Raw genomic sequence first — 23,991 nt, forward strand, 5'->3', positions numbered from 1 at the left:
GAAAATCAATTGTTTGTTTTTATTTTGTGGTAGGTGGTATCTGTAAAAAGCTAAAATTTCTTAATAAAAACATAAGAAAACCTTAATGATTGATGGGAGCGGGCTGATCTAATTTTGCACCTAATCAAAAAGGATATCATGAATGTATTTAAAATCCCTGTCTCAGTAACTTATTTAACGGGTAGGGTGTTACTTATTGGTGCAATATCAGCTTCACCGATGTTCCTCGCTCAGAAAAAAGACAGCTTAAAAGAAAAATCCATTGACGAGATTGTTGTTGTTGGATACGGAACACAGAAAAAAAGTAAAGTTTCCGGCGCTGTTTCGGAGGCTTCACTGGATAAGCTTACTTCCAGATCATTATCTGGTGTAGGAGAAGTTCTTCAGGGTAAAGCTCCCGGAGTAACTGTAGTGAACGAAGGTGGAGATCCTAACGGAGCACCTAAGGTAAATATTCGTGGCCTTGGAGGAATCAATGGAGAAACTCCTCTTTATGTAGTAGATGGAGTGGTTTTTAATGGAACTCCTTCTATTAATCCAAATGATATTCAGGATATTTCTGTACTTAAAGATGCTTCTGCAGCCATTTACGGAGCAAGATCTTCCGGAGGGGTTATCCTAATCACCACTAAAAAGGGGAAAAAAGGAAATCTTACAGTAGATTTTGATGTGAAATACGGGGTGAACCAGGTATGGAGACTAAAAGAATCTTTGAATGCTGCGGAATTTCAGGATGTAATGTACAAAGCATATGAAAATGCCGGGAAACTGGGAAGCATACCTATTGCTTTTAATCCTAACCAATATCCGGACGGAAGAATTACCAGAACAGACTGGATGAAAGAAATTTTCAGAACAGGAACTATTCAGGAATATAATGTTAATGTAAGTGGAGGAAGCGAGAAGTCAAGATATTTTGTGGGAATGAACCATAGAAATCTGGAAGGGATCTTACTGAATACTCAGGCAAAACGATACAATTTCAGAGTTAATTCCGAACATAAAGTAAAAGACTGGTTAACGATAGGAGAAAATATGTACTATAATTATTCTGACGGAAATACAGCAGATACCAAGAGTGGGTATACCGGTGCTTTAGTGGCTGCCATGTATTATCCGCCGAATGTTCCGGTATACACACCAAGCGGAGCTTTTTCCGGATTGCCTATTGATGTGGCAGGAGGTTATGGAGATATGATTAACCCGGTAGCTTATCTTAAAAGAATCAGTATCAGAAACCCTACTCATGAGATACTGATCAATCCATATGCGGAAATTACTTTGGCTAAAGATTTAAAATTCCGTTCTAACTTCTCGCAGACATTTAAACTGGGGGATGTAAAAAACTTTACCTACAGAGTTTTGGAAGTAGGAAAAATTTTTGATACCAATAATTTAGAATACCAGTCCAATAATTCTTCCACAGCGCTTGCAGAGCAGTTGTTAACATATAAAATTTCAGCAGGACAGCATAATTTTGATTTCCTTGGAGGTTTTACTTTCCAGAAAACAATTGATGATGGTTTTGTGGCAAAATCGTATGACTTCAGAAGTGAAGCTGAGGTTTTCCAGCACCTTCAGAATGCTGCCGATACTAATAAAGATGTCTCCAGTTATAGATTCAAACAGTCTTTGGTTTCTTATCTGGCGAGAGTAAACTACGATTATGCAGGAAAGTATATTGTAAGTTTATTGGGAAGACGTGATGGTTCTTCACTCGTAGCAAAACAGAACAGATTTGCTAACTATTATGCGGTTTCCGGTGCTTGGGTAGTTTCAAAAGAAAATTTCATGAAGGATATTTCATGGCTTTCCAGTCTGAAATTAAGAGGAAGTTATGGTATTCTGGGTAACCTTGGAGGAATTTCACCGCAAGCTGTGAATCCACTGATGACGAGAGATAATAATGTGATTTTCGGACAGGATCCTTCTCAGAATATTGCTTATTATGCTACAACGCGTCCGAACCCGGATCTGAAATGGGGTAAGTCTGAGCAGACTAACTTCGGGGTAGATGCTTCATTCCTTCACAACAGCCTTTCCTTACAGTTCGATTACTTTGTAAAGAATTCCAAAGATCAGATCTTCAACGTAAGCTTACCAAGTACGGCAACTTATAATAATCAGTATGTGAATGCAGGATTATTCCAGGATAAAGGATATGAATTGGGAATCAATTATAACAAGATTATTTCAGATGACTTTACCTTCTCAGTAGGAGCTACCATGAGTCAACTAAAAAATACGGTGAAGCAGCTTGCCAATGTAGATGAGATCTTCATCAATGATAACGGAGTAAGAGGAGTATTGAAACCAACCCGTGTGAAAGTAGGTGATCCTTTATATTCTTTCTATGGTTACAAGACCGGAGGAATTTTCCAGACTCAGGAAGAGATCAACAATTATAAAGACGCTAACGGAAATCTTATCCAGCCGAATGCTAAGCCGGGAGATATCAAATTCCTGAAAAAAGAAGGAAATACAGGAGTGCTTAATAATAATGACTTCGTCAATCTTGGAAGTCCTTATCCTAAGTTCTCTTATGGATTCTCTTACAATATGACCTGGAAAAACTTTGATCTGAATCTATTCTTCCAGGGAGTATACGGAAATAAAATATTCAACGGAATGAAGTTTATTTCTTTGAACCCAGGCGGAACAGGGCAGAACTACAATATGGATAAAGATATCCTGAATGCATGGACTCCTCAGAACACGAATACTGATATTCCAAGACTGGTACATGGTGACCCAAGCGGTAATTATTCCAAAGTATCAGATTTCTATGTGGAAGACGGATCTTATCTAAGACTGAAGAACCTTACCATCGGTTATTCATTACCAAAAGAACTGTACAGCAAGCTGGATGTAAATAAGGTGAGAATTTATATGACTTCCAACAACCTTTTTACAATTACGAAATATACAGGATTTGATCCTGAAGTAGGAATGAATTCTTATGGAGTAGATACCGGAAGATATCCTCAGGCGCGCTCATTTATCTTTGGAGTGGAGATCGGATTATAATTTTTAACCAACAAAAAGTAAAAAAATGAAATTTTTCAATAAAATATTTTTAATATCAGGACTATCTGTAATGCTTTTATCATGTACAGGAGAACTGGATGTTCAGCCGGAAGGAACACCTACTGAAGCCAGTTTCTGGAAAACTGAAAACGATCTGATTACCGGAGCCAATGCCATGTATAAACCTTTATTTGATGGAGAATTTTACGGAAGAGGTCTGTTTTGGTTTATCAATGCCAGTGATGATATGGTAACCGGAAGAGCCAAAAGTGAAGCCGATAATGCAAAAAACTTCAGCAGTAATTACATCGCAGCAGGAGATCTTGAAACTCAATGGAACAAAAGGTACAACGTGATCGGAGTTGCGAACCGTGTGATCCGTAATGTTGATAATATTCAGACCTCACAGGCTATTAAAAATAAATATCTGGGAGAAGCTTTGTTCATGAGCAGCAGAATGTATTTTGAACTTTCCTATTCCTACGGAAATGAAAAGGCAGGAGTACCTATTATTGACCGTTCAAAAGATCCGGATCCAAACCCGATTCCAAGAGCAGCTAATGTGATGGAAAATTACACCTACATTGTCAACGACCTGAAAAGAGCAGCAGAATTATTACCTACTCAGGCAGAACTTCCTGCAAAAGATTACGGAAGACCTCATAAAGCAGCAGCATGGGCACTTCTTGCAAAAGTATATCTGTTTATGAAAGACTGGAAGAATGCAGAATTCTGGGCTAATGAAGTAATGACGAAAGGAAACAGAGCCTTATTGGGTAATTTTGCAGATGTCTTTAAAGCTGAAAATAACTACAGTTCAGAATATATCTGGTCTATTCCTGGAACTCCTAAGTTTACAGCCTGGGGAAGTATTCTTCCGGGAGTAATGCTTGAAAATAAAGGATGGGGAGAATATAACGGATGGGGATACTTCCAACCTACAAAAGAACTCTATGACGAATATGAAACAGGAGATCTTAGAAGAAGTGCTTCCATCCTGAAAATAGGAGACAAATTTACCTTTAATGGTAAGGAAAGAATATATGCTTCTACCAATTCCCTTACCGGATACCAGTTCAATAAATATATGGACGCTTTCAAATACCAGCTGAACAGCGGTCATGTAAGTGCCAACGGAGATTATCCGTGTACAGATCTTGCCGTTCCTATCATGCGTTATGCTGAGGTTATCCTTATCAAGGCAGAAGCTTCACTAATGCAGGGGAAATCTGCAGATCAGGAAATCAATATGATCAGAGTACGTGCAGGTTTATCTCCGAAAAACGGATGTACAATGGCCGATCTGAAACATGAAAGACGTTGCGAACTGGCAGGCGAATGGGCAGACAGACACAGAGACCTTGTACGTTGGGGTGATGCGCAGGCAGCTTATGCGAAGCCTCTGCACGGTATCAACGGACAGGTAGTCTGGGCAGCAAGAAACTTTAATCCAGCTGTACATAATGTTTGGGCAGTTCCGCAGGCTGAAATCGTAAACAGTCATGGAATCATTAAACAAAATGAGGGTTGGTAAAATTTTAATCTTTTATATATAAGTCACTATATCATTGCAGAAGCTTCTGTGATGATATAGTTTTTCTCAGGCATTTCATTTGGCCTAAAAAGAACAATAAAGATATACGAATGAAACTATCAAAAATATTAGCGGTATTGGTTTTGGCTGTTTTTTCCGAAAATCAGGCTCAGAATTATTTAAATTACAATGTAGGGAATGCGCATTCGCATAATGATTATATGCAGGAAATCCCTTTCTGGCAGGCTTATTATGCCAACTTCGGTTCCATTGAGGCAGATGTTTTTCTGGTAAAAGGAAATCTTTGGGTAGCTCATACCGAAAAAGAACTTTCGGCAGACAGGACACTGGAAAATCTTTATCTCGATAATATTTCAAAGCAGATTAAGCTGAACAAAGGAAATATTTACCCTGATGCAGGTAAGAAACTTCAATTGCTGATTGATATTAAGCAGGATTATAAATCATCATTGGCTGCTTTAGTAAGTACATTAAAGAAATATCCGGGAATCACGGGAAATCCCGGAATTAAAATTGTTATCACCGGAGGAAGACCTCAGCCTGCAGATTTTCAAAACTATCCAGACTATCTTTACTTTGATGGAGATCTAGATAAAAATTATTCTGCAGATCAGCTGAAAAGAATCGGGATGTTCAGTGCAGACCTTCCGGGATTGGTAAAATGGAATGGAAAAGGAATTCCAAGAGATGAAGAAACGGCAAAAATTAAAACTGCTGTGGAAAAAGCACATTCTCAGCAAAAGCCAGTGCGTTTCTATGGTGCCCCGGACTTTCCGAATGCATGGGTGAATTTTATGGATATGGGAGTAGATTATATCAATACTGATCATATTCCGGATCTTAAAAAATTCATGAATACTATTCCGAAAAACTTTTATAAGAATACAAAAGAATACGCCACTTATACTCCAACTTATCAATCAGATGGAGTGGAGAAAAAAGTGAAGAATGTGATTCTTCTTATTCCGGACGGAACTTCTTTGCCACAATATTATGCTGCTTTTACCGCAAATAAAGGAAAGCTGAATGTCTTCAATATGAAAGCAACAGGGCTCTCCAAAACCAATTCATCCAACGCTTACATTACAGATTCAGCACCGGGTTCTACAGCATTTGCAACTGGTGTGAAAACTAAAAATACGTTTGTGGGAGTTGACAATATGGGAAAGGCACTCGCACAAATTCCTGATATTATTTTTGAAAAAGGAATGGTTTCCGGGCTGATTTCTACAGGAGATGTTACAGATGCAACTCCTGCAGATTTCTATGCCCATTCGGATAACAGAAACAGTTCAGAACCTATCCTGAAAGACTTTGCGGATTCAAAAGCTAAAATTCTGATCGGTGGTCCTACAAGCGGATTGTCTCAGGAAAATCTGCAGAAATTTAAAGAAGCGAAAATTGATCTGTTTCAGGATCTGAAATCAGTAACTAAAATCAACAACCGCACTTTGGTGATTGATCCTTTAGCTTCACAAAGAATAACCAATGGAAGAGGAAACTGGCTGGCTGATGCTTTTGATCTTACTTTAAATGATTTAAAAAACAATAAAAAAGGATTCTTTATGATGATTGAAGCTTCCCAGACAGATGGCGGAGGCCATAGCAATAACATAGAACAGCTGGTTACAGAATTACTGGACTTTGACCATGTTGTAGGGAAGGCTATGAAATTTGCTGACGAAAATAAAGAAACTTTAGTGATTGTGGTGGGAGACCATGAAACAGGAGGTTTAACGCTGTTAGACGGAAGTCTGAAAGAAGGCTGGGTATTCGGAAATTTCAGTACGAATGATCATACCTCTATTCCGTCAAGTGTTTTTGCTTACGGACCCAACTCAAAAGAATTCACAGGATTGTTTGAAAACACTGAGATCTTCAACAAAATACTGGCCGCTTACGGAATTAAGAAATAGCTTTTAATTTATACTTTTACTTTTACAAAGAGAGATTGTTTCATTTTTGAAGCAGTCTTTTTTTTGCGTGTTTAATTTAGAAATCCCTCAGATTTCACAGATTAAGCAAATGTTTGTGGATAATCTGTGTAATCTGAGGGAGATAAAAGCAGAGAAAAATTCAAAAAGGCTGCCTCAATAAGAGAGACAGCCTTTGAGTATATCTAACAAATAATAATTTAGAAATTCGTCTTAACAATTAATTCAGACAGCTCAGCATTCACAAAGTCAATCGGCATGATACCGAATGATCCCTGAGTATTGTTTTGGAAGAATGTTTTAAGTCTTGGATTAATATTATTGGATACCGTAGGAATACTTGGGATTCCGAAGATTCCAGGTTTATATCCGCTGGTGAAATTCACAAAAAGTTTACCATTTGTATCATTTTTCGCTTCATTTAGAAGGTTGAAAATTCCATTCCACTTATCGTCGTTATTCGTTACTTTATAATAATCCTGCACTTTTAACTGCACCCCGGAATTGTTGATGTCAAAAGTAGTATTGTCTGCCCATGGTGAAGCATTGATTCCTTTAGTTGTTCCTGAAGAGAATCTTCTTAACAATTTGATCTTTCCTCTTACAGAACCCAGCGTAGGAATATTTGCTCCAAGATCCCATTTAGTAGGATTTTTCTGTACATAAGAATCAAATGTCTGTTCAAAACTTCTGGTTGTGTTGGAAGCATCGTATTCTTCTTTTACAGACATGATAATGGTTTCAGACGGATTGTTTTGAAGGAATGTATAGCATGCATTAAGCACATCATCAAAATTCAGATTTTGGTAAATCGCTCCGTGATGAATAGTGAAAGCATTGTCAATATGTCTGCAACGTATATCCAGAAAACGGACTCCTGCATTCAGTTGTTCTGCAATGCTGAGGTCTTGGGTTTTAGCCGTACCTGAGACAACAGGGGCATCTACACGTGCTCCAGAATCATGAGTTCCCGGAATTGAAATTTTTGAAATGGAAATATTATCCTGAAGGCCAGACATCCAGTTATTCATAGCGATAGGTAATAATGAAGCCCTATTACTTGATTTTGCTAAAGAAGCTACACTGTTTTCATTGGAATCTCTTTCCAGCAGGCTGTCATTTGAACAGGAAAAAAAGATAGACGCAGTTACAACCCCAAGAGTGATGGCTGTCATACGTTTCATGTTTTGTTTGAACATAGTTTTTTTAATTTTAATGTAGCTTAAAAATAAGAATATATCAAAGTATGAGGAGTTAATTTAACTTTAAGAGATAATTAAGTTGATTTAAAGTAGGAATCGTATAAAAGAAAAATTGAAGGATAGATTTTATTAACGCAAAGTTTATTTTTTATTCAGGAAATATAGAGGAAGCAAAGATGAAATCAATGAAATTGATTTTTTCTAAGCGGGTGTATAAATCAAGCTTCGTCAACGGCATATGTCGGCCTCTTTGCTCTCTTTAATATTGCAGTAGTACTGTTTTTATTTTGCGTTTAAAAAATTTAGTCATAAAAATTCATAATAAAATGAAGATCAAATGTTTGCTGTGAAACAGTAACTTCCTGCATCCAGCTTCAATCTTCCATCCTAAAAAACAAAATCCTCCTTCAAACCGGGAAGCCTGAACTTGTGGTCTCCGATAAAGAAATCATTCATTTTAATAAGAACCGGGAATTTATGAGTAAACTCTTTGTGTGAGTTTTCGGGTACTTTGGTATCATCATCACAGGATGAATATTCTCTGTCAACAATCACTTGGCCTGTAGAAAAATTGATTTCATTCGTAAAACTGAAATCACAGGTGTCTTCAAAATGATCGTACAAACCTATCAGATAAAAATCTCCGTTCTGAAATCTGAAGGTATGTTTATATTGCTGGGTATGTCTTGAATTGGTAAAAAACTGCTGTTCAATAATAAGACAGTTATTTTTTATATTGATTGTAAGAGTATTATCGGAAGGATAAAATCCGAATCCGCTTGAAAAAACGATGTCAGAATTTTCTTTCCATACTTTCAGGGCGTTGTTTTCCTTTTTCAGAATATAGAAAACCCTTTTATAGTTACTTGTACCTTCCGGGTTTTGCTCGTATGATGCTTTTATATTAGTATTAAATATCAGGACAGTTTCATCTTTTCCATCTTTGTCAAGATCGCCTTTGGCTTCTGCAATCTGAGTATAACCTTTCGGAACCGAAAAGTTTTTCAGAGTCTGAGCAGATAAACTCGAAACATATAAAGAAAACAAAAAGAAAAAGAAAGGTTTCATTATTATTATATAGAATTAAAATGTGGTAATCCGAAATAAAAAATCATTTTCAAATTACCACACTTTTATATTGTTAAATTAATGAGTCAGTATACTTTCAAGATCTTTCCAGAACATTGGATAAGACTTTTCTACTACATCTTCATCCTCAATATTGAGTTCTCTGATCAGACAAAACGGTGCAAAACTCATGGCCATTCTATGATCCTGATATGTTTTGATAGAAATGTTGTCCTGTGGCCCACCGAAACTGATAGATTTAATGGTTAAATCTGTAATCTCTGTTTCAGTGCCCAGTTTTTCAAGCTCATTATATAAAGCAAGAAGTCTGTCGGTTTCCTTTACCCTTAACGTTCCCAACCCTGAAATATCAAAAGGAATTTTTAAAGCTGCTGCCGTTACACAAAGAGTCTGTGCAATATCCGGGCAGTTGTTCATATCCAAAACAATTTTCTCAGGAAAAGAAAAATCTGGATTAGGTTCCAGCGTCAGCTGATGTTCAGCTTCAGAGAACGTTGTCTTGATCCCAAAGAACTTTTCATAGATATTGGCAATTGCAGAATCTCCCTGCGTTGATTCTTTGTAAAAACTTTTCAGGTGAATGGTTTCTCTTCCCAATGCGCAAATAGAGTAGAAGTAAGACGCCGAACTCCAGTCGCTTTCCACTTCATAATGTACCACTTCAGCATTGCTGTCCGGAGTGAAAGGTTCTACTTTGATGGTATTTCCTTCAAAACTGCTTTGGATACCAAATTTTGTCAGAATATCAAGAGTCATTTCAATATAAGATCTTGAGGTAATTTCTCCCACAAGATTAATTTCCAGCCCATTTTCAAGCTTTCCTGCAACAAGAAGTAAAGAAGTGATAAACTGGCTTGAAATATTGGCCGGAACATTCACAGAAGTTTGAGTGATCTTTTTTCCTGTAATTTTTAAAGGAGGAAAACCTTCATTCTCCAAATACTCAATTTCTACTCCAAGATCCCTCAAAGCATTTACCAGATTTTTGATCGGTCTTTCTTTCATTCTTCCGGACCCGGTAAGAATTGTTGTCTTTCCTTCCTGAATAGAATAATAAGAAGTAAGAAAACGCATTGCCGTTCCCGCATGGTGGATGTCTACCACTTCAGTATTTTCAGATAATGCTTTTTTCAGCAACTGAGTATCCTGAGAATTGGATAGATTTCCGATTTTTATATTGCTAAACAGACTTTCCAGAATCAATAAACGATTCGAAATACTTTTCGAACCGCTGATCTGTACTGTTTTTCCTCCTGATAATTTTGATTTTTCTAGCTTCATTATTTCTTCAGATTTTCAGAACCCTGCTATTAGATGCCAGATAGATTTGAATATCCGAAATCTAACAGCTGATTCTTATTTAAGTTTTTCATTATTCTGATGCCGGTCTTTATCCCGGTCAGTCTTGATTTTCATTTTTCTGTCAAAAGCGTCCTGCAGGTTCACTCCCGTTTGATTGGCCAGACATAACGTTACAAAAAGTACGTCTGCCAGTTCTTCACCAAGATCTTTATTCTTATCGCTTTCCTTTTCGCTTTGTTCACCATACCTCCTGGCAATGATTCTTGCTACTTCACCTACTTCTTCTGTCAGCATTGCCATATTGGTAAGTTCATTAAAATATCTTACACCAATGGTTTTGATCCATTCATCTACCTGCTGTTGTAACTGGGTAATTTCCATTATTGATAAGCTCCAAGAGTTGGGTTGGTAGTTCTGGATACATTCACGATATCAAAAGGTACTGTAGCTGCAACAGCTGCATTTCCTTTTCCAAGGGCTGGAGAACCTGGTTTTACTCTTAAATTCATTTTGGCCATAAAATAATTGACAAACTGAGGGTCGGTATTCTTAGTTGTTTGTATCACATTTGGATTATTGTCAAAAGTGAAACCTGCTCCTGTGGCACTGGTATATTTGATTAATGAATTTTGAAGTAAGAATTCAAACTGCTGTCCCGGAGTCTGTTCAAAATGAATGGCATCATCCCTATCAGAATATAGGATACTGTTTTTTATATCAAGTTGCTGTAAAGCACCCTGTTCTGTTTGTCCTGCATCATTCTTCCATTCATTGGCTGCAAAAATTCCGTTTCTGTCAAAAGAGCTCATCGTTCTGGAATAATTGGCAATAGTAGCGTGAGTATAGCTGTGTTTTCCTCCTCTGAAAATACCGATACATGATAAGCCGCAATTGTTCATCACAAGGTTGTTGGCAGTCACGGTAGAACCTACTGCATAGATTCCGTATTCAAAGAAAGTATGAATGAAGGAATTGGTAATTGTGGCATTGGTTTGCTTCATATCCAATCCTCTCGTACCTCCGAAAAGTCTTGCATGATTCATTTTAAGCGTAGAGTTTGCTTCCATTTTGATAGAATTCCAGTTTTTAGGAATCGTATCATAATAAGGATCATTTCTGTCTCCACGAAGAATAACCTGGTCAGTCTGAGTTCCATTGATGTTTAAGACCGCTCCGGAAGAAACTTTCATTCCGCTGTTCTTGTGGAAGTACACTTTAGTTCCAGCATTGATATCAAGGGTTACACTTGGATTGATGGTAAGATTTCCGTAAATGATCTTTGCTTTATTGTTATTCCATGTAGTGGAATTGGTAATCACATTTGGATTGGTAGGAGTCTGAATAAAAAATTCAGCATCCTGAACCACAGAAAATAAGGTCACATGCTGCTGTCCTGTTGGGCTGGTGAAAAGAACTTTATCTTCTGCAATAGCTTCCGGACCGGTAGCTTCCGGTGCAATTTCAACAAATATATAAAGGCTGTCCTTTTTTCTCAAAGGAACATTTTTAAAATCATATCCCGGTTTTCCATCTACATTGATTCTATATAATGAAGAAGCTCCTTTTTCAAGGTTCACTCTTGGGATCAGAATATCCTTGTCTTCATTATTATATACTTTTACAACATAAGTTTCTGAACGTACCTGATGATATACCGTGTCACAAAATACCGTATCTGTTGAGAAACGTAGTTCCTGTGTAGGGCTGTCAAACGTAATGTCATCTTTATTACATGATACTGCTACAAGTAACATCCAGAAGGAAAAAGCCAGTAATAATTTGAATTTCATTGAAATTAAAGTTTAAGTAAGTTCCAAATTTAACGAAAATACTTTGAATTTCTTATCAATAAAAAAATATTGAATCGAGTATTTGGAAATTTAAAAAAATGTTGTATTTTTGCAACCTAAAATTTAGCAGAGAAATATCCATTACTATTTCGAAAGCAAACTTAATTTTTTTAAAAATAGTATTATGAAAAACGGAATCCACCCAGAAAATTATAGACTTGTTGTTTTCAAAGATATGAGTAACGACGAGGTGTTTCTTTGCAAGTCTACTGCAGAAACAAAAGACACTATCGAGTTCGAAGGACAAGAGTATCCTCTAATCAAAATGGAAATCTCTTCAACTTCTCACCCTTTCTACACTGGTAAAGTAAAATTAGTTGACACTGCAGGTAGAGTTGATAAGTTCATGAACAAATACAAAAAATTCGCTAAGTAATTTTTGTATACTTAAAAATATAGAAGTCTTCCAATTTTTTGGAAGACTTTTTTTATTGTAAATTTGTTAACCTTGAACTTTAAACCTTAAACATAAAACTGAATGATGCAATTAGTATTTTCAGACGCACAATATTGGGAAGACTTTCTTCCGCTTACTTTTACACGCCCGGTTGCTGCTATGCGATGCGGAATCCTTACTTTCTCTGAAAGATGGCAGAAAATCCTTGAAAACACGGAGGTTTCATTCTTCACAGAAATGTATCTTCAGGATAAATTTAAAAGTCCGGAGGAAAAAGAAAGTCTCTTTTTAGTTCCGAATTTCCTTCCAACGGAAACTGTAATTCAACAGATTAAAGATCTTAAACAGGGAGAAGCGTTGGTTTATGAAGATGAGTTGATCGCAGCTAAAATCAATATGAAAGGTTTTTCTCTGAATCAGATTGAGAAAATGACAGATATCAAAGAGGATTTGATTTTCTTCAAAAGACCAAAAGACCTGTTTACCTATAATCATCATGCAATTGATTTTGATTTTGATCTGCTTACGAAAGGAAGAATTTCACAGGAATTATCTTCAACTAATGGTTTCTTAGGTGATAAAAAAGATCTGTTTATTGAAGAAGGTGCCGAAATAGAATTCTCCACACTGAATACTAAGACCGGTAAAATTTATATCGGTAAAAATGCTGAAGTAATGGAAGGCTGCCACCTTCGCGGGCCTATCACTCTTGGAGAAGATTCTAAGTTTAATCTTGGGGCTAAAATTTATGGTGCAACCACTATCGGTCCACATTGTAAAGTAGGCGGAGAAGTGAATAATATTATCATTTTCGGTTACACGAGCAAGGGGCATGAAGGTTTCGTTGGAAACTCTGTAATCGGGGAATGGTGTAACTTCGGTGCTGATACCAATTCTTCCAATCTTAAAAATAATTACAGCCATGTGAAACTTTGGAATTACAGAACGAAAGCTTTTGAAGATACTGGATTACAGTTCGCAGGTTTGATCATGGGAGATCACTCCAAAACAGCTATCAACACTCAGTTGAATACCGGAACAGTAATTGGAGTAGCTTCCAATATCTTCAAACCAGGTTTTCCACCCAATCTTGTGGAAAGCTTTTCATGGGGTGGATTGAAAGATGATGAAAAGTTCAGACTGGATAAAGTATATGAAGTAGCAGAAAGGGCAATGGCAAGGAGAAAAATCCCTTTAACAGAAGAGGATAAAGCAATTCTGAAACATATTTTTGATACGTATTAATAAAAAAACCTCAGATAAATTCTGAGGTTTTTTTAGTTTGAGTATAATAATTGTAAACTATCCAGATATCCTTTCCCGGAAATAACTTCTGCTTCTTTATCCTTGAAAAAGAAGTATTGATAATTGGAATTCTCCTTTTTCAATTGATCAAATTTCTTTTCACTCATACTTTTTCCATTAAAATAATAATAATCAGGTGGGCTTTCAGATGTTACTACTACAGCTCCTATTTCTAAATATCGATGCTGAGATTCAATCTGAAATTCTTTCTCATTTATTTGTTCTTTTTTAGAGAAAATAATTGAGGTATTTTCGTAAATATCGGCATTTATTGTATTGGGTACTTTTCTGTTGGGATTTTTATAGGTTTCATTATTTAATTTGTCAAAATCAAAGTACAAAACATTTTTTCTTTTAATCAGATCGTTAGGTATTTCTAAAGTGAAATTTCCATTTTCATCTGTTATTGTTTTTATATATTTTGATTTACAAATGAAGAAAACTTCAGCATTGGATATTTCCTTGTTTGTTCTTTTAAAGATCAGTTTTCCTGAAACCTTTGTGATATCTGTTGTTTTTTGTTCGGTAACAACTCCCGGATTATTTTGAATCTGCGCCTGAATAAACGTAAGATTGGTAATCAAAATAATTCCTGTAGCAGCTATAACTAATGACCGTTTTGAAATTCTTCCGCAGATTTCTTTGCCATTAGCTGTCTGAAGAATTTCATTAATTTGGGTATCTGTTTTCTCAGTAAAATCTATGACATATTTAGAACATTTCTCACAGAATTTCCCTGAAGGAAAGTCTTTCATATTTTCCCAGTTTTCCAGGCAGGGATTTTGGATTCTAATTTTGTTTTTCATATTCTGTGTTGGTAAATAAAATATTCAATATTAGAGGTTTATTATTGTTTTGTTAATACCATTTTCTCTTGTGGTAATAGAGGCACGAAGCTACTGAAATTAGGGCATTTTGCAGGATTTAATATGCCGTCTTTATCCTGTGAATAATAGAGGCTCATCTCATTAAGATTATTTAATCTGGTTTCTATAAATACATTACCAGATTCTAAACAATCATAGTTGCCAACAAAATGCATTAAATATGATCTTTTTTGAAAATTATACCCCCAGAAAAAGGTGTCATTATCCGTTTTTTTAAATGAATTATAAATAATATTTCCTTGGTTATCTTTGATTAAGATACGCCCAATAATCATGTCCCATGAAAGGGCATCATTAGGATTCTTTTTATAGTTTATCTTTTTATCTAATTTAATTTCATATTGTTTACCATTGGCGGCCCCTTTCCATATACCTATTAATTTATCAAGTCTATTATTAGTGTCCTTAACATAGGTGATGTTCTCTAAATCAGGGCAGCCTTCATCATGATTAGGACGCATTGTGCATTCTTCGAATTGTTCTAAAGTTCCTATTACCTGAGCCTTACATGAAAAGATCAGTATTAATAACGAAAATATAAATAATCTGTTTTTCATTGTTTTAAATTTTTATGATTGAGGACAGTCACTAGATAGTACATTATTATTTGAATTTAATACTTTTTCTTGTATAGTGCCATTGCTTTTTATTTTATATAGCTTTATGCCTTGTACATTCATTTCATTTTGTAGAAAATTAAGAAATAGTTTTTCAAATGACCAATAAGGATTTCTTGTTCGAAATGCAATATATTCATCTCTCCATCGTTGAGTGTCAAATCCTGTTTTTATGTCTGAGGTGGTCCCTGTAAACATTATAGTATAATTTCCATAGCTGGAAACCATGGTCCCATACAGCTCACTGTAATTGCTATCAGTCACCATTTCTGCCATAGTCATCAATGTATTGACATCTGCTGGAGAAAACATTCTGATAGGCTGATTAATTTCTATTTCTCCATTTTCATTAGTGTTGCCTGTTTCATAATCATTCAGGTGGTTGTGAATATATCCTTTAAGATCAGGAGTTACTGTTATGGCCATTCCATCTGAACTCGCAGTAGAAGCTGACGGAGATAACTGTGTAAATACTCCGCTTTTGCTTTCAGCAAAACCTGTTTCTTTTTTCATGCCTACTTTAGACGTTAAAAGATCTACCTTGGCTTTGAAATTTGGATCTGTATTTTGTGTTTTCAGTTTATCACAAGGATTTGGTGGATCAGGTGGGTTATTATTAGTCCCACCTCCTATTGGATAATTATATCCACCGCCGCCTTCTAGACACTCCCCATTAGGCCCTACAACACCTAGGCACGCTTCCGCTTGTGAAAATGTACAGTTGGTGACGTGATAGGTCCCCCAATGTCCTGACCCGCTCGAAGGATCGGGATTAGACTCATTATCTGGATACCATACAGAATAGACCTTTGTAGTACAAACCAGCTTGCTGGCTTCATCATTCGTTTTTGCATCCATTACCTTCTTTAGTTTAGAAGAAAACAGGTTTTGAAAGAAAGAAATATCATCATCTAAAGATGTATAAATAAAATATACTTTGTCTTGATGTCTCGGAACCTTTAATACAGATAGCACTTTCCCGTTCTCTACTATAGGTACCATCAGAAAGCTTTCGTCATACCTGTCTACAGTAGTAGCATAGTCCCAGTAAGGAGTACCACTATTTTTTTTGATCTCAAATTCATTATCCTGATAGATTTTCATTACATTTTTAATGTACTTTTCATCTTCTTTCCATAAGCTCTTATTGGTGTATTCTTTAGAAGCCGGATCTGAGGAAGCTAATGTTTCATCATGAATACAGGAATGGAACAGGGTAAAGAGAACCATCGGCAGGAAAAGCCGAAAGATTAAATTTTTCTTCATAAGCATTTGTTTTTTAGGTATTAAATATATACTTTTTTATTACTCTACAAATGTGTGAATAATAAATTGAAACAATACAGAAGAAAAATACTGGTTTCCGTATTATTTTTCTAAAAGAAAAAAATATGTAATTTTGGTAAAAATACATTGTGCTATGACGCTAGGAGAAAAACTGAAAAAAGCGAGAATCAATAAGAACTTTACCCAGGAATATCTTGCGGAAGTATTGAATGTCTCCCAGAAAACCTATTCCAATTTTGAGAACGATAAAAGTAAGCCCGCTTTTTCTCAGGTAGAAGATATAGCAAAAGCTTTAGATGTAAGTGTTCTTGATTTTTTGAGCGGAGATGGATTATCTTTTAATTATGATAATGTTCATGGAGGAAATAATGGCTTTATTTATCAAAATCAGCTTCCTGAAAAGTTAATAGAGCAATACGAACAAAGGCTTAAAGACAAGGATGCAGAGATTGAATTTCTCAAGCAGCTTCTCGGTAAAAAATAAAAACTTCAATTTTTTTTTGAAGTTTTTTTATTTTTGATGTAATAGATCTGTAACGGCAATTGTCTTACCTATAAGAAACAAAACTCATGACCCAAGAAACTTTCAAGAATACGGTGTTTATTCTCAAAGACGAGATGTATCGTTTTGCGAAGCGGTTTGTCATGAGCAGTGATGAAGCAGAAGATGTAGTACAGGATCTCATGATGAAGTTTTGGCAGAAGAGGGATGAGCTGGGGCAATTCGGAAATTTTAAATCCTATGCGCTGAAATCTGTCCGGAACGAATGCCTGAACCGCCTGAAGCATCACGATGTAAAGATCGGCTTTGCGGATATGCAGCTTCATCGCTCGGAGCTTTACAGTATGGAAGTTGATAACCTTAAGGAACATATTGTAGGATTTATCAATCAGCTCCCCGAGAAACAAAAGATGGTCATCCACTTGAAAGATGTAGAAGAATACGAAGTTTCCGAAATTTCTGAAATGCTGGAAATGGAGGAAAATGCAGTAAGGGTAAACCTGATGCGTGCGAGACAAAAAGTAAAAGAACAAATCTCACAACTGATGAGCTATGAAAAAAGATCAATTACAAGATAAATACAACGAGGTCTTCCGGGACATTAAGGAAGAAAAAATGGACTGGAGTTTTGAAGACTTTCTTCAGACTGCAGAAGGTGCGGAGCCTGAACAGAATACAATCCCTCTTATTCCATTGGAAGAAAAGAAGAAACCCTCCTTTCCTAAATGGTTCTGGATGGCCGCCAGTGTAATGCTTGTTTTCAGTATCGGATTCTTCCTGAATAACAATAATAAGGACGCGCAGGACAAAGAAAAACTGGTAAAAGAGGAAATCTTAAAACAGAAATCCGGATTTATTGAAGAAAACAGGGATCATCAGGAACAGGTTGCAGTGAATCATACCGATTCTATTTCCGGAGTGAAAAAAGATTCTGTTTTTCAGGATAATCAGGTTGCAGAAAAAGATGTAATGGACGAAATCCTGCCTAAAAGAGGAAGACTTAAAAAAGAAAGAAAACCTAGATATGTTGATAATTCTTCCTTCCCAAATAAAAGTTTAAATGATTCTGCAACAGCATACAATGACTCTTATGTAATTGTAAACGGTAAAAGGATCAGTAGTGAAAAAGAAGCCTTGGATGTTACCAGATACTCCTTTATGAAATTAGGAAACGAGTTCAAAAAAACAGTAGCATCTTCTCAAAAAAATGAAAATCTTGACAGCGAATACTAAAAATCAGAACAATCCCATGAAAAAAATATTTTTTATAATAGCTATAATGCTAAGCAGCTTTGCAACTTCTTCTGCACAGACTGAGAAATTAGACAAGCTTTTTCAGGATTTTGAAAAAAATGGAAGAGTAACCTCTATCAATATCAAAAAACCGATGTTCAAGTTATTGAATACCATTGATGTTGATGATGCCTATATCGGAAAAATTAAACCTATTCTGAATGAGGTAGAAGGTCTCAAAATTTTGATTATTCCAAAAATCACTTTTCCGGATCGATTAAAAGACGAAAATCTTGCCAATATAAAAATGAATGAAGATAAGACGGCAAGAATAAACAATGCTTTGAAGTCTCTTAACTTCAATGAATTGATGTCAATGAGCAGTGACGGAACCTCTATGAAGTTCTTGGCTGAAGAAGAAAAAGACAACTACCTGGAAAATCTTGTTTTTAACGTTGATTCTAAAGAAGAGAACATTATTTTTATTCTTAACGGAAAAATGAAATTATCTGACGTTAACAAGATCATTAATTCCGGTGAAACAACTACTTCTTCTGTTACAACTTCTGTGAGAAATGATCTTACTTCAGGTAATACATCATCCTACCTGAACGGAGATAACAGAAATGTAGGTGATTTCTCAAAGATAGATGCCAGCGTAGGGGTAAATGTTACCTATAAACAGGAAAATACAAGGAGTGTAAAAGTTATTGCGGATGCAGATAAGCTTCAATATGTAATCACGAAAGTGGAAAACGGAGTTTTAAAGATCTATGTTGACAATAAAGGAGTTCGAAACCTGAGGTTTAAAAATCTGAATGTCAACGTTTCTGCTCCTAGTATTAATGCTATAAAAACATCATCAGGCAGTGTCTTTACAGCAGTGAATCCTGTTACAGAAAACAGTTTGGCAATTGAAGCAGAGTCCGGTTCTATTATTAAAGGAACATTCAATGTGAAAGAGGCCGCAGCAGTGGAAGTAAGCTCAGGGTCTGTACTGGATGTTGATATTAAAACATCAAAACTGGTATTGGATACTTCCAGTGGTGCAAGTGTTAGTATATCCGGAGAGGCAGCCTCTGCTGTCATTGATATCAGTAGTGGAGCATCTTGTAAAGCAGATGATCTTAAGATTGCTACAGCAGTGGTAGAATCTACTTCAGGTGCAAGTCTTTCTCTGCTGGTTACAGATAAACTAAAGGTAAGTGTTTCTTCAGGAGCCGCTGTAAAGCTGAGAGGAAATCCTGAACTGGATGCTAAAGTAGATAAAGTTTCAGGAGGAAGCTTTAGACAAATCAAATAAAAACTAAACTATGAAGACTCTTAAAAACATTTTCCTCGCTATTCTGACAATAGGTATGCTTCAGTCGTGTATTGTATCAGAAAAACCGAACATCGACTTTTTTCAAAACTCAAAATATGATTTCAAAGGAGCGAGGTTTGCAAGTATTAATGTACCCATGGCTCTTGCTAAATCGTATATTAAGAAGGCTTTAAGGGAAGAAGGCGAAAGTGAGGAAACAGTCAATCTGGTGAAGAAAGCTTCAAAAATAAAAGTTCTTACCGTAACAAACGGGAGTAAGGAAATGCTGAATGATTATACTCAGTATTTAAGTGATAATCATTATGAAGAATGGGCTACCATCAAGCATGATGGAGATAATGTCAATATACGGGTAAAACAAGACGGAGACGCTATTAAAAATATGCTGATCACTGTAGGTTCCAATAGCCAGGATATGGTTTTTGTAGATGTGAAAGGAAATTTTACTCCTGATGATATCTCAAAAATGATTAATTCTGTTTCTGTTAAATAATTCTGGCAAATAATCTCCACAACACGAAAAAACTAATAAATTATACATTGATAAAATAATCAGACTCATATTGAGCATTTAGATAAAAAATGGAAACCAGGCTAAGCAGGCCTTTTAACAACCATTTTAATTAGAGTTAACAAGTAGTTTCTACATATTCAATTATTTTGTACCGTAACCGTTCTGACAAAAGAGCGGTTTTTCGATTTAAGTTATTGATTATTAAATTTTATTTAAACTATTGAAAAGGATTTTCATATCTCATTAAAATAACCTAATTTTGCAAAGAAAGTAAAGATGTCTATTCATAACAAAATTGTAGAGACAGCCATCACTTTCGATGACGTTCTTCTAGTCCCTTCTTATTCAGAAGTTTTACCTAACCAGGTTTCATTAAAATCAAGACTTACCGACAAAATCACGCTGAATGTTCCGATAGTTTCCGCTGCGATGGACACTGTTACTGAAGCTGATCTGGCTATTGCTTTAGCAAGAGTTGGAGGATTAGGTTTTATTCACAAAAACATGACGATCGCTGAGCAGGCTGCTCAGGTAAACCGTGTAAAGCGTTCTGAAAACGGAATGATCTCTGATCCGGTAACTTTATCTAAAGATCATACTTTAGGTGAAGCTAGAGATCTTATGTCAAGATATAAGATTTCCGGTCTTCCCGTAGTAGATCCTAATAATGTCCTGATTGGAATTATTACCAACAGAGATGTGAAGTATCAGGAAAATCTTGATATGAAAGTTGAAGAGATCATGACCAAAGAAAATCTGATCACTTCCGACAAAAATACCAACCTTGAAAAGGCAAAAGAAATCCTTCTTAAAAACAGAGTTGAAAAACTTCCTATCGTAGATAAAGACAATAAACTTGTAGGTTTAATTACCATCAAGGATATCGATAATCAACTGGAGTACCCGAATGCTAATAAAGATGAGAGTGGTCGTCTTATTGTAGGAGCAGGAGTAGGTGTAGGAGAAGATACATTGACAAGAATTGAGGCGTTGGTGAAAGCTGGAGTTGATATCGTAGCAATTGACTCTGCACACGGCCATTCTAAAGGAGTTTTAGATAAAATTTCTGAAATCAGAAAAGCATACCCGAACCTTGATATTGTAGGTGGAAACATTGTAACTGCCGATGCTGCTAAAGACCTTATTGAAGCAGGAGCAAATGTTTTGAAAGTAGGAGTAGGGCCTGGATCTATCTGTACAACCAGAGTAGTTGCCGGAGTAGGGGTTCCTCAGTTATCTGCGATCTATAATGTATACGAATATGCTAAATCTCAAAATGTAGCTGTAATTGGTGATGGAGGAATCAAGCTTTCTGGAGATATCGTTAAAGCTATTGCTAGTGGAGCAGGTGCAGTAATGCTGGGTTCACTTTTAGCTGGTACGGACGAAGCTCCGGGAGAAGAAATTATCTTCCAGGGAAGAAAATTCAAATCTTACCAGGGAATGGGAAGCCTTTCAGCAATGAAGAGAGGAGGTAAAGAAAGATATTTCCAGAGTGAAGCTAAAAAATTCGTTCCGGAAGGAATTGAAGGAAGAGTTCCACATAAAGGAAAATTGGAAGATGTGATTTTCCAGTTGACAGGAGGTCTGAGAGCTGGTATGGGATACTGTGGAGCAAAAGATATTGAAACGCTTCAGAGAGATTCCAAACTGGTAATGATTACCGGAAGCGGATTGAAAGAATCTCACCCGCATGATGTAATTATCACACAGGAAGCTCCGAATTATTCTTTATAAAAGCATAATTGAATTTATATATTTAAAACCGCACAATTAGTGCGGTTTTTTTATTTTGTAATTGTATTTTAACTAGTTGATTAATAATGTTATAGTTTTATATTTATAATTTATTGAATTATTTATTTCTTTTTATTTTGTATGTTTTTTTAAGAATAATTTAAATATAAAAATAAGGTTTTGAAGTGATGTTAATTTTATTTTTATATTTAAATGTAACAATAGTTTATTTTTTTCTACTAACTGTAGTGAAATTTAAAATTTTACACTGGTTTTAATGATAAATATTATTGATTGAGGTGTAAAATTAATAAATTTGCAACTTGTTTAATTTTTTTAATTATTGGAATGAAGAAAACTATCCTTTGTGGGGCTTTGTTACTTTCCCTTTCAATCTCAGCACAGCAAAAAAAAGAATGGTGTGACTTTGATAATGAACAGAGAGTACACCAAAAACAGAATGAGGAAATTGATGAAATGATTCGCAATATCCGTAATAAAGTTATTAGCAGTAACCAAAATACTACTGCTAAAAATGGAAGTGCATATAAAATTGTAAATGGAGTTTATGAAATTCCTGTGGTAGTACACGTAATAGCACCTACTGGTGCTGCTATTGGTACAACGTACAATAAGAGTGATGCACAAATTCAGGCTTGGCTGGATCGTTGTAATCAAATGTATGCAGGTACATATCAATGGTCTCAGGGAATTCCTGCTGATTTTGGTACTGCTGCTACAATGCCAATTAAATTAGTATTGGCTAAAAGGGATCCTAACTGTAACGCTACTACGGGGATTGTTCGATATAATGGTGGTACTCTTCCAGGATATGATGCAAATGGGGTAAACCGTAGTGGAACAAGTGGTGTTACTACTGATCAGGTTAAATCAATTGCACCGCACTGGCCTGAGGCATCTTACTTTAATATCTACATCATGAATAAAGTAGATGGTGGTGGAACATACGGTATTATGGGCTGGGCTGGACTACCTCAAAATGCTGATGCTAACTATGAGTCCTTTATGAAATCTTTTGTGGTTACATTACAGGATGATATTACTTTGGCCCATGAATTTGGACATAGTATGGGACTGCTTCACACTTTTGGAAATGCTAACGCTCAACCGCCACAAGGGACTACTTCTACTACCTACTGTCCTGCGATGACTAATAATGATTGTAATAAAGATGATGATCAGGTTTGCGATACAGAAAGATCAAGAAGCTTACTGAATGACCCTGCACCTACTAACAATGATATGAATTATTGTACAGGAGCAAACTATCAGGGAGTACAGTATAATATGATGAATTATACAAACCCAATAGCATTCAAGTTTACCAATGGACAACATGATAGAGCTGCTCTTTATTTCTTCTTAATGAGGGGGGCGTTGAGTACTTCATTAGGAGCAACAGCTCCTTCTGCAGGAGCTGCGATAGGAACACCTATTGCTGCTACATGTAATCCAGCAGGAGTAACCAATCCGAATAATTATTTTGTAGGGCCAACTTTAGTAAAATTAGGTACTATTAATAATGCTACTACAGGATTTTGGCAGAATAATGCTAGTTTTTATGAAGATTATACGGGAGCAGGCTGTCTGAAAGCTACATCTACAGAACTTTCGGCAACAGGTACTCATAATCTTCAGGTAAATGTATCAGATTCAAATAATGAAGTAAGAGTTTGGATTGACTATAATAATAACGGAACATTTGAAGCTTCTGAACTTGTAGGTTCTGCTGATAATATTGTAGCAGATCCGGTTACGTTAATAGGAACTTACAATACTACCATTACAGCTCCTGCTTCAGCAGTACTTAATACTCCGCTTAGAATGAGAGTACTTGTAGATGATGAGAATCCTAATATGACTCCTTGTGGGCAATTAAAGTACGGACAGGTTGAAGACTATACTGTGAAATTTGTTACTAACTTAGGAACAAGTGAAGTGAAAGCAGATAATGGTGATTTAACTGTTTATCCTAACCCGGTTGCAACCGGAGATAAAATCTTCATTAAAGCTAAAAATGGTAAAAACCTGAAGGTTTCTATTTCTGATATGTCAGGAAGATTGATCGCAAGTCCATCTGCAACTGAAGAAGGGAATGGAGTTTTCAAAGTAGAGCAACAGTTAGAAAAAGGAGTATATATGATTCAGGTTTCTAACGGAAAAGATTCTAAAACTTCTAAATTGATCATCAAATAAATTGATCAAAGT

At 35.9% G+C, this 23,991-nt stretch carries 20 protein-coding genes; 12 read left to right on the forward strand and 8 right to left on the reverse strand.

All coding sequences use genetic code 11. The features are described 5' to 3' along the window. Positions 1 to 138 precede the first annotated feature (138 nt). From OL225_RS20675 to OL225_RS20685, 3 genes are all read left to right on the forward strand, one after another. On the forward strand, positions 139 to 3,027 hold the full coding sequence (locus tag OL225_RS20675) for a SusC/RagA family TonB-linked outer membrane protein (RefSeq protein WP_264519444.1): 2,889 nt from the start codon (positions 139 to 141) through the stop codon (positions 3,025 to 3,027). Between the two features lie 25 nt (positions 3,028 to 3,052). Beyond that, entirely contained in the window at positions 3,053 to 4,561 is a 1,509-nt protein-coding gene (locus OL225_RS20680; protein ID WP_264519445.1) for a RagB/SusD family nutrient uptake outer membrane protein, read from the forward strand. Between the two features lie 110 nt (positions 4,562 to 4,671). Beyond that, positions 4,672 to 6,498, forward strand: a complete 1,827-nt coding sequence (locus tag OL225_RS20685; RefSeq protein ID WP_264519446.1) for an alkaline phosphatase — start codon at positions 4,672 to 4,674, stop codon at positions 6,496 to 6,498. 218 nt (positions 6,499 to 6,716) lie between these two features. On the opposite strand, the gene OL225_RS20690 is transcribed toward OL225_RS20685, so the two are convergent. The 5 genes from OL225_RS20690 to OL225_RS20710 form a co-directional block, all read right to left on the reverse strand. After that, on the reverse strand, positions 6,717 to 7,700 hold the full coding sequence (locus OL225_RS20690) for a phosphatidylinositol-specific phospholipase C (RefSeq protein ID WP_264519447.1): 984 nt from the start codon (positions 7,698 to 7,700) through the stop codon (positions 6,717 to 6,719). Between the two features lie 405 nt (positions 7,701 to 8,105). After that, positions 8,106 to 8,786, reverse strand: coding sequence for a hypothetical protein (locus OL225_RS20695; protein ID WP_264519448.1), 681 nt, complete (start codon positions 8,784 to 8,786; stop codon positions 8,106 to 8,108). A gap of 78 nt (positions 8,787 to 8,864) precedes the next feature. After that, positions 8,865 to 10,088 carry a 3-phosphoshikimate 1-carboxyvinyltransferase gene (locus tag OL225_RS20700; protein ID WP_264519449.1) on the reverse strand — a complete coding sequence of 408 codons (1,224 nt, stop codon included), beginning with the start codon at positions 10,086 to 10,088 and terminating at the stop codon, positions 8,865 to 8,867. A gap of 75 nt (positions 10,089 to 10,163) precedes the next feature. Further along, positions 10,164 to 10,490 carry a nucleotide pyrophosphohydrolase gene (locus tag OL225_RS20705; protein WP_034692883.1) on the reverse strand — a complete coding sequence of 109 codons (327 nt, stop codon included), beginning with the start codon at positions 10,488 to 10,490 and terminating at the stop codon, positions 10,164 to 10,166. Continuing rightward, complete coding sequence (locus OL225_RS20710) at positions 10,490 to 11,899, reverse strand: hypothetical protein (protein WP_047373604.1); 1,410 nt, start codon at positions 11,897 to 11,899, stop codon at positions 10,490 to 10,492. Before OL225_RS20710 ends, OL225_RS20705 begins: the two co-directional genes overlap by 1 nt. 184 nt (positions 11,900 to 12,083) lie before the next feature. Between OL225_RS20710 and OL225_RS20715 the strand changes: the two genes are divergently transcribed. Together OL225_RS20715 and OL225_RS20720 are read left to right on the forward strand one after the other, a co-directional pair. Next, complete coding sequence (locus OL225_RS20715; RefSeq protein WP_027375398.1) at positions 12,084 to 12,335, forward strand: type B 50S ribosomal protein L31; 252 nt, start codon at positions 12,084 to 12,086, stop codon at positions 12,333 to 12,335. Positions 12,336 to 12,440: 105 nt separating this feature from the next. After that, positions 12,441 to 13,601: a GlmU family protein gene (locus OL225_RS20720; protein ID WP_264519528.1), complete on the forward strand. Its 1,161-nt coding sequence runs from the start codon at positions 12,441 to 12,443 to the stop codon at positions 13,599 to 13,601. Between the two features lie 32 nt (positions 13,602 to 13,633). On the opposite strand, the gene OL225_RS20725 is transcribed toward OL225_RS20720, so the two are convergent. From OL225_RS20725 to OL225_RS20735, 3 genes are read right to left on the reverse strand one after another with little or no spacing between them, the layout of a single operon-like run. Continuing rightward, positions 13,634 to 14,467, reverse strand: a complete 834-nt coding sequence (locus OL225_RS20725; RefSeq protein WP_264519450.1) for a hypothetical protein — start codon at positions 14,465 to 14,467, stop codon at positions 13,634 to 13,636. Positions 14,468 to 14,508: 41 nt separating this feature from the next. Next, positions 14,509 to 15,105, reverse strand: a complete 597-nt coding sequence (locus OL225_RS20730; protein WP_264519451.1) for a DUF6705 family protein — start codon at positions 15,103 to 15,105, stop codon at positions 14,509 to 14,511. 12 nt (positions 15,106 to 15,117) lie between these two features. Continuing rightward, positions 15,118 to 16,431: a hypothetical protein gene (locus OL225_RS20735; RefSeq protein ID WP_264519452.1), complete on the reverse strand. Its 1,314-nt coding sequence runs from the start codon at positions 16,429 to 16,431 to the stop codon at positions 15,118 to 15,120. Between the two features lie 154 nt (positions 16,432 to 16,585). Here OL225_RS20735 and OL225_RS20740 point away from each other — a divergent pair, with 154 nt between their 5' ends. The 7 genes from OL225_RS20740 (at position 16,586) to OL225_RS20770 (ending at position 23,979) form a co-directional block, all read left to right on the forward strand. After that, complete coding sequence (locus tag OL225_RS20740; RefSeq protein WP_264519453.1) at positions 16,586 to 16,936, forward strand: helix-turn-helix domain-containing protein; 351 nt, start codon at positions 16,586 to 16,588, stop codon at positions 16,934 to 16,936. Positions 16,937 to 17,022: 86 nt separating this feature from the next. Then, positions 17,023 to 17,532: an RNA polymerase sigma factor gene (locus OL225_RS20745; RefSeq protein WP_047373602.1), complete on the forward strand. Its 510-nt coding sequence runs from the start codon at positions 17,023 to 17,025 to the stop codon at positions 17,530 to 17,532. Beyond that, the gene (locus tag OL225_RS20750; protein ID WP_264519454.1) at positions 17,507 to 18,187 is read left to right on the forward strand and encodes a hypothetical protein; all 681 of its coding nucleotides are present in this window, start codon (positions 17,507 to 17,509) and stop codon (positions 18,185 to 18,187) included. Before OL225_RS20745 ends, OL225_RS20750 begins: the two co-directional genes overlap by 26 nt. A 16-nt stretch (positions 18,188 to 18,203) precedes the next feature. Continuing rightward, on the forward strand, positions 18,204 to 19,490 hold the full coding sequence (locus OL225_RS20755; RefSeq protein ID WP_264519455.1) for a DUF4252 domain-containing protein: 1,287 nt from the start codon (positions 18,204 to 18,206) through the stop codon (positions 19,488 to 19,490). 10 nt (positions 19,491 to 19,500) lie between these two features. After that, complete coding sequence (locus OL225_RS20760) at positions 19,501 to 20,004, forward strand: DUF4252 domain-containing protein (RefSeq protein ID WP_264519456.1); 504 nt, start codon at positions 19,501 to 19,503, stop codon at positions 20,002 to 20,004. Positions 20,005 to 20,301: 297 nt separating this feature from the next. Next, the gene (gene guaB / locus OL225_RS20765) at positions 20,302 to 21,762 is read left to right on the forward strand and encodes an IMP dehydrogenase (protein ID WP_047373599.1); all 1,461 of its coding nucleotides are present in this window, start codon (positions 20,302 to 20,304) and stop codon (positions 21,760 to 21,762) included. Between the two features lie 348 nt (positions 21,763 to 22,110). After that, positions 22,111 to 23,979: a zinc-dependent metalloprotease gene (locus OL225_RS20770; RefSeq protein WP_264519457.1), complete on the forward strand. Its 1,869-nt coding sequence runs from the start codon at positions 22,111 to 22,113 to the stop codon at positions 23,977 to 23,979. Positions 23,980 to 23,991 lie beyond the last annotated feature (12 nt).

Origin of the sequence: Chryseobacterium viscerum, from assembly GCF_025949665.1 — a bacterium.
GTDB classification, from domain to species: domain Bacteria; phylum Bacteroidota; class Bacteroidia; order Flavobacteriales; family Weeksellaceae; genus Chryseobacterium; species Chryseobacterium viscerum_A.

Excerpts from the sequence above, each read along its gene's own strand:
- OL225_RS20675 (WP_264519444.1), top strand. The coding sequence starts at position 139 with ATGAATGTATTTAAAATCCCTGTCTCAGTAACTTATTTAACGGGTAGG.
- OL225_RS20680 (WP_264519445.1), top strand. The coding sequence starts at position 3,053 with ATGAAATTTTTCAATAAAATATTTTTAATATCAGGACTATCTGTAATG.
- OL225_RS20685 (WP_264519446.1), top strand. The coding sequence starts at position 4,672 with ATGAAACTATCAAAAATATTAGCGGTATTGGTTTTGGCTGTTTTTTCC.
- OL225_RS20690 (WP_264519447.1), bottom strand. The coding sequence starts at position 7,700 with ATGAAACGTATGACAGCCATCACTCTTGGGGTTGTAACTGCGTCTATC.
- OL225_RS20695 (WP_264519448.1), bottom strand. The coding sequence starts at position 8,786 with ATGAAACCTTTCTTTTTCTTTTTGTTTTCTTTATATGTTTCGAGTTTA.
- OL225_RS20700 (WP_264519449.1), bottom strand. The coding sequence starts at position 10,088 with ATGAAGCTAGAAAAATCAAAATTATCAGGAGGAAAAACAGTACAGATC.
- OL225_RS20705 (WP_034692883.1), bottom strand. The coding sequence starts at position 10,490 with ATGGAAATTACCCAGTTACAACAGCAGGTAGATGAATGGATCAAAACC.
- OL225_RS20710 (WP_047373604.1), bottom strand. The coding sequence starts at position 11,899 with ATGAAATTCAAATTATTACTGGCTTTTTCCTTCTGGATGTTACTTGTA.
- OL225_RS20715 (WP_027375398.1), top strand. The coding sequence starts at position 12,084 with ATGAAAAACGGAATCCACCCAGAAAATTATAGACTTGTTGTTTTCAAA.
- OL225_RS20720 (WP_264519528.1), top strand. The coding sequence starts at position 12,441 with ATGCAATTAGTATTTTCAGACGCACAATATTGGGAAGACTTTCTTCCG.
- OL225_RS20725 (WP_264519450.1), bottom strand. The coding sequence starts at position 14,467 with ATGAAAAACAAAATTAGAATCCAAAATCCCTGCCTGGAAAACTGGGAA.
- OL225_RS20730 (WP_264519451.1), bottom strand. The coding sequence starts at position 15,105 with ATGAAAAACAGATTATTTATATTTTCGTTATTAATACTGATCTTTTCA.
- OL225_RS20735 (WP_264519452.1), bottom strand. The coding sequence starts at position 16,431 with ATGAAGAAAAATTTAATCTTTCGGCTTTTCCTGCCGATGGTTCTCTTT.
- OL225_RS20740 (WP_264519453.1), top strand. The coding sequence starts at position 16,586 with ATGACGCTAGGAGAAAAACTGAAAAAAGCGAGAATCAATAAGAACTTT.
- OL225_RS20745 (WP_047373602.1), top strand. The coding sequence starts at position 17,023 with ATGACCCAAGAAACTTTCAAGAATACGGTGTTTATTCTCAAAGACGAG.
- OL225_RS20750 (WP_264519454.1), top strand. The coding sequence starts at position 17,507 with ATGAAAAAAGATCAATTACAAGATAAATACAACGAGGTCTTCCGGGAC.
- OL225_RS20755 (WP_264519455.1), top strand. The coding sequence starts at position 18,204 with ATGAAAAAAATATTTTTTATAATAGCTATAATGCTAAGCAGCTTTGCA.
- OL225_RS20760 (WP_264519456.1), top strand. The coding sequence starts at position 19,501 with ATGAAGACTCTTAAAAACATTTTCCTCGCTATTCTGACAATAGGTATG.
- guaB (WP_047373599.1), top strand. The coding sequence starts at position 20,302 with ATGTCTATTCATAACAAAATTGTAGAGACAGCCATCACTTTCGATGAC.
- OL225_RS20770 (WP_264519457.1), top strand. The coding sequence starts at position 22,111 with ATGAAGAAAACTATCCTTTGTGGGGCTTTGTTACTTTCCCTTTCAATC.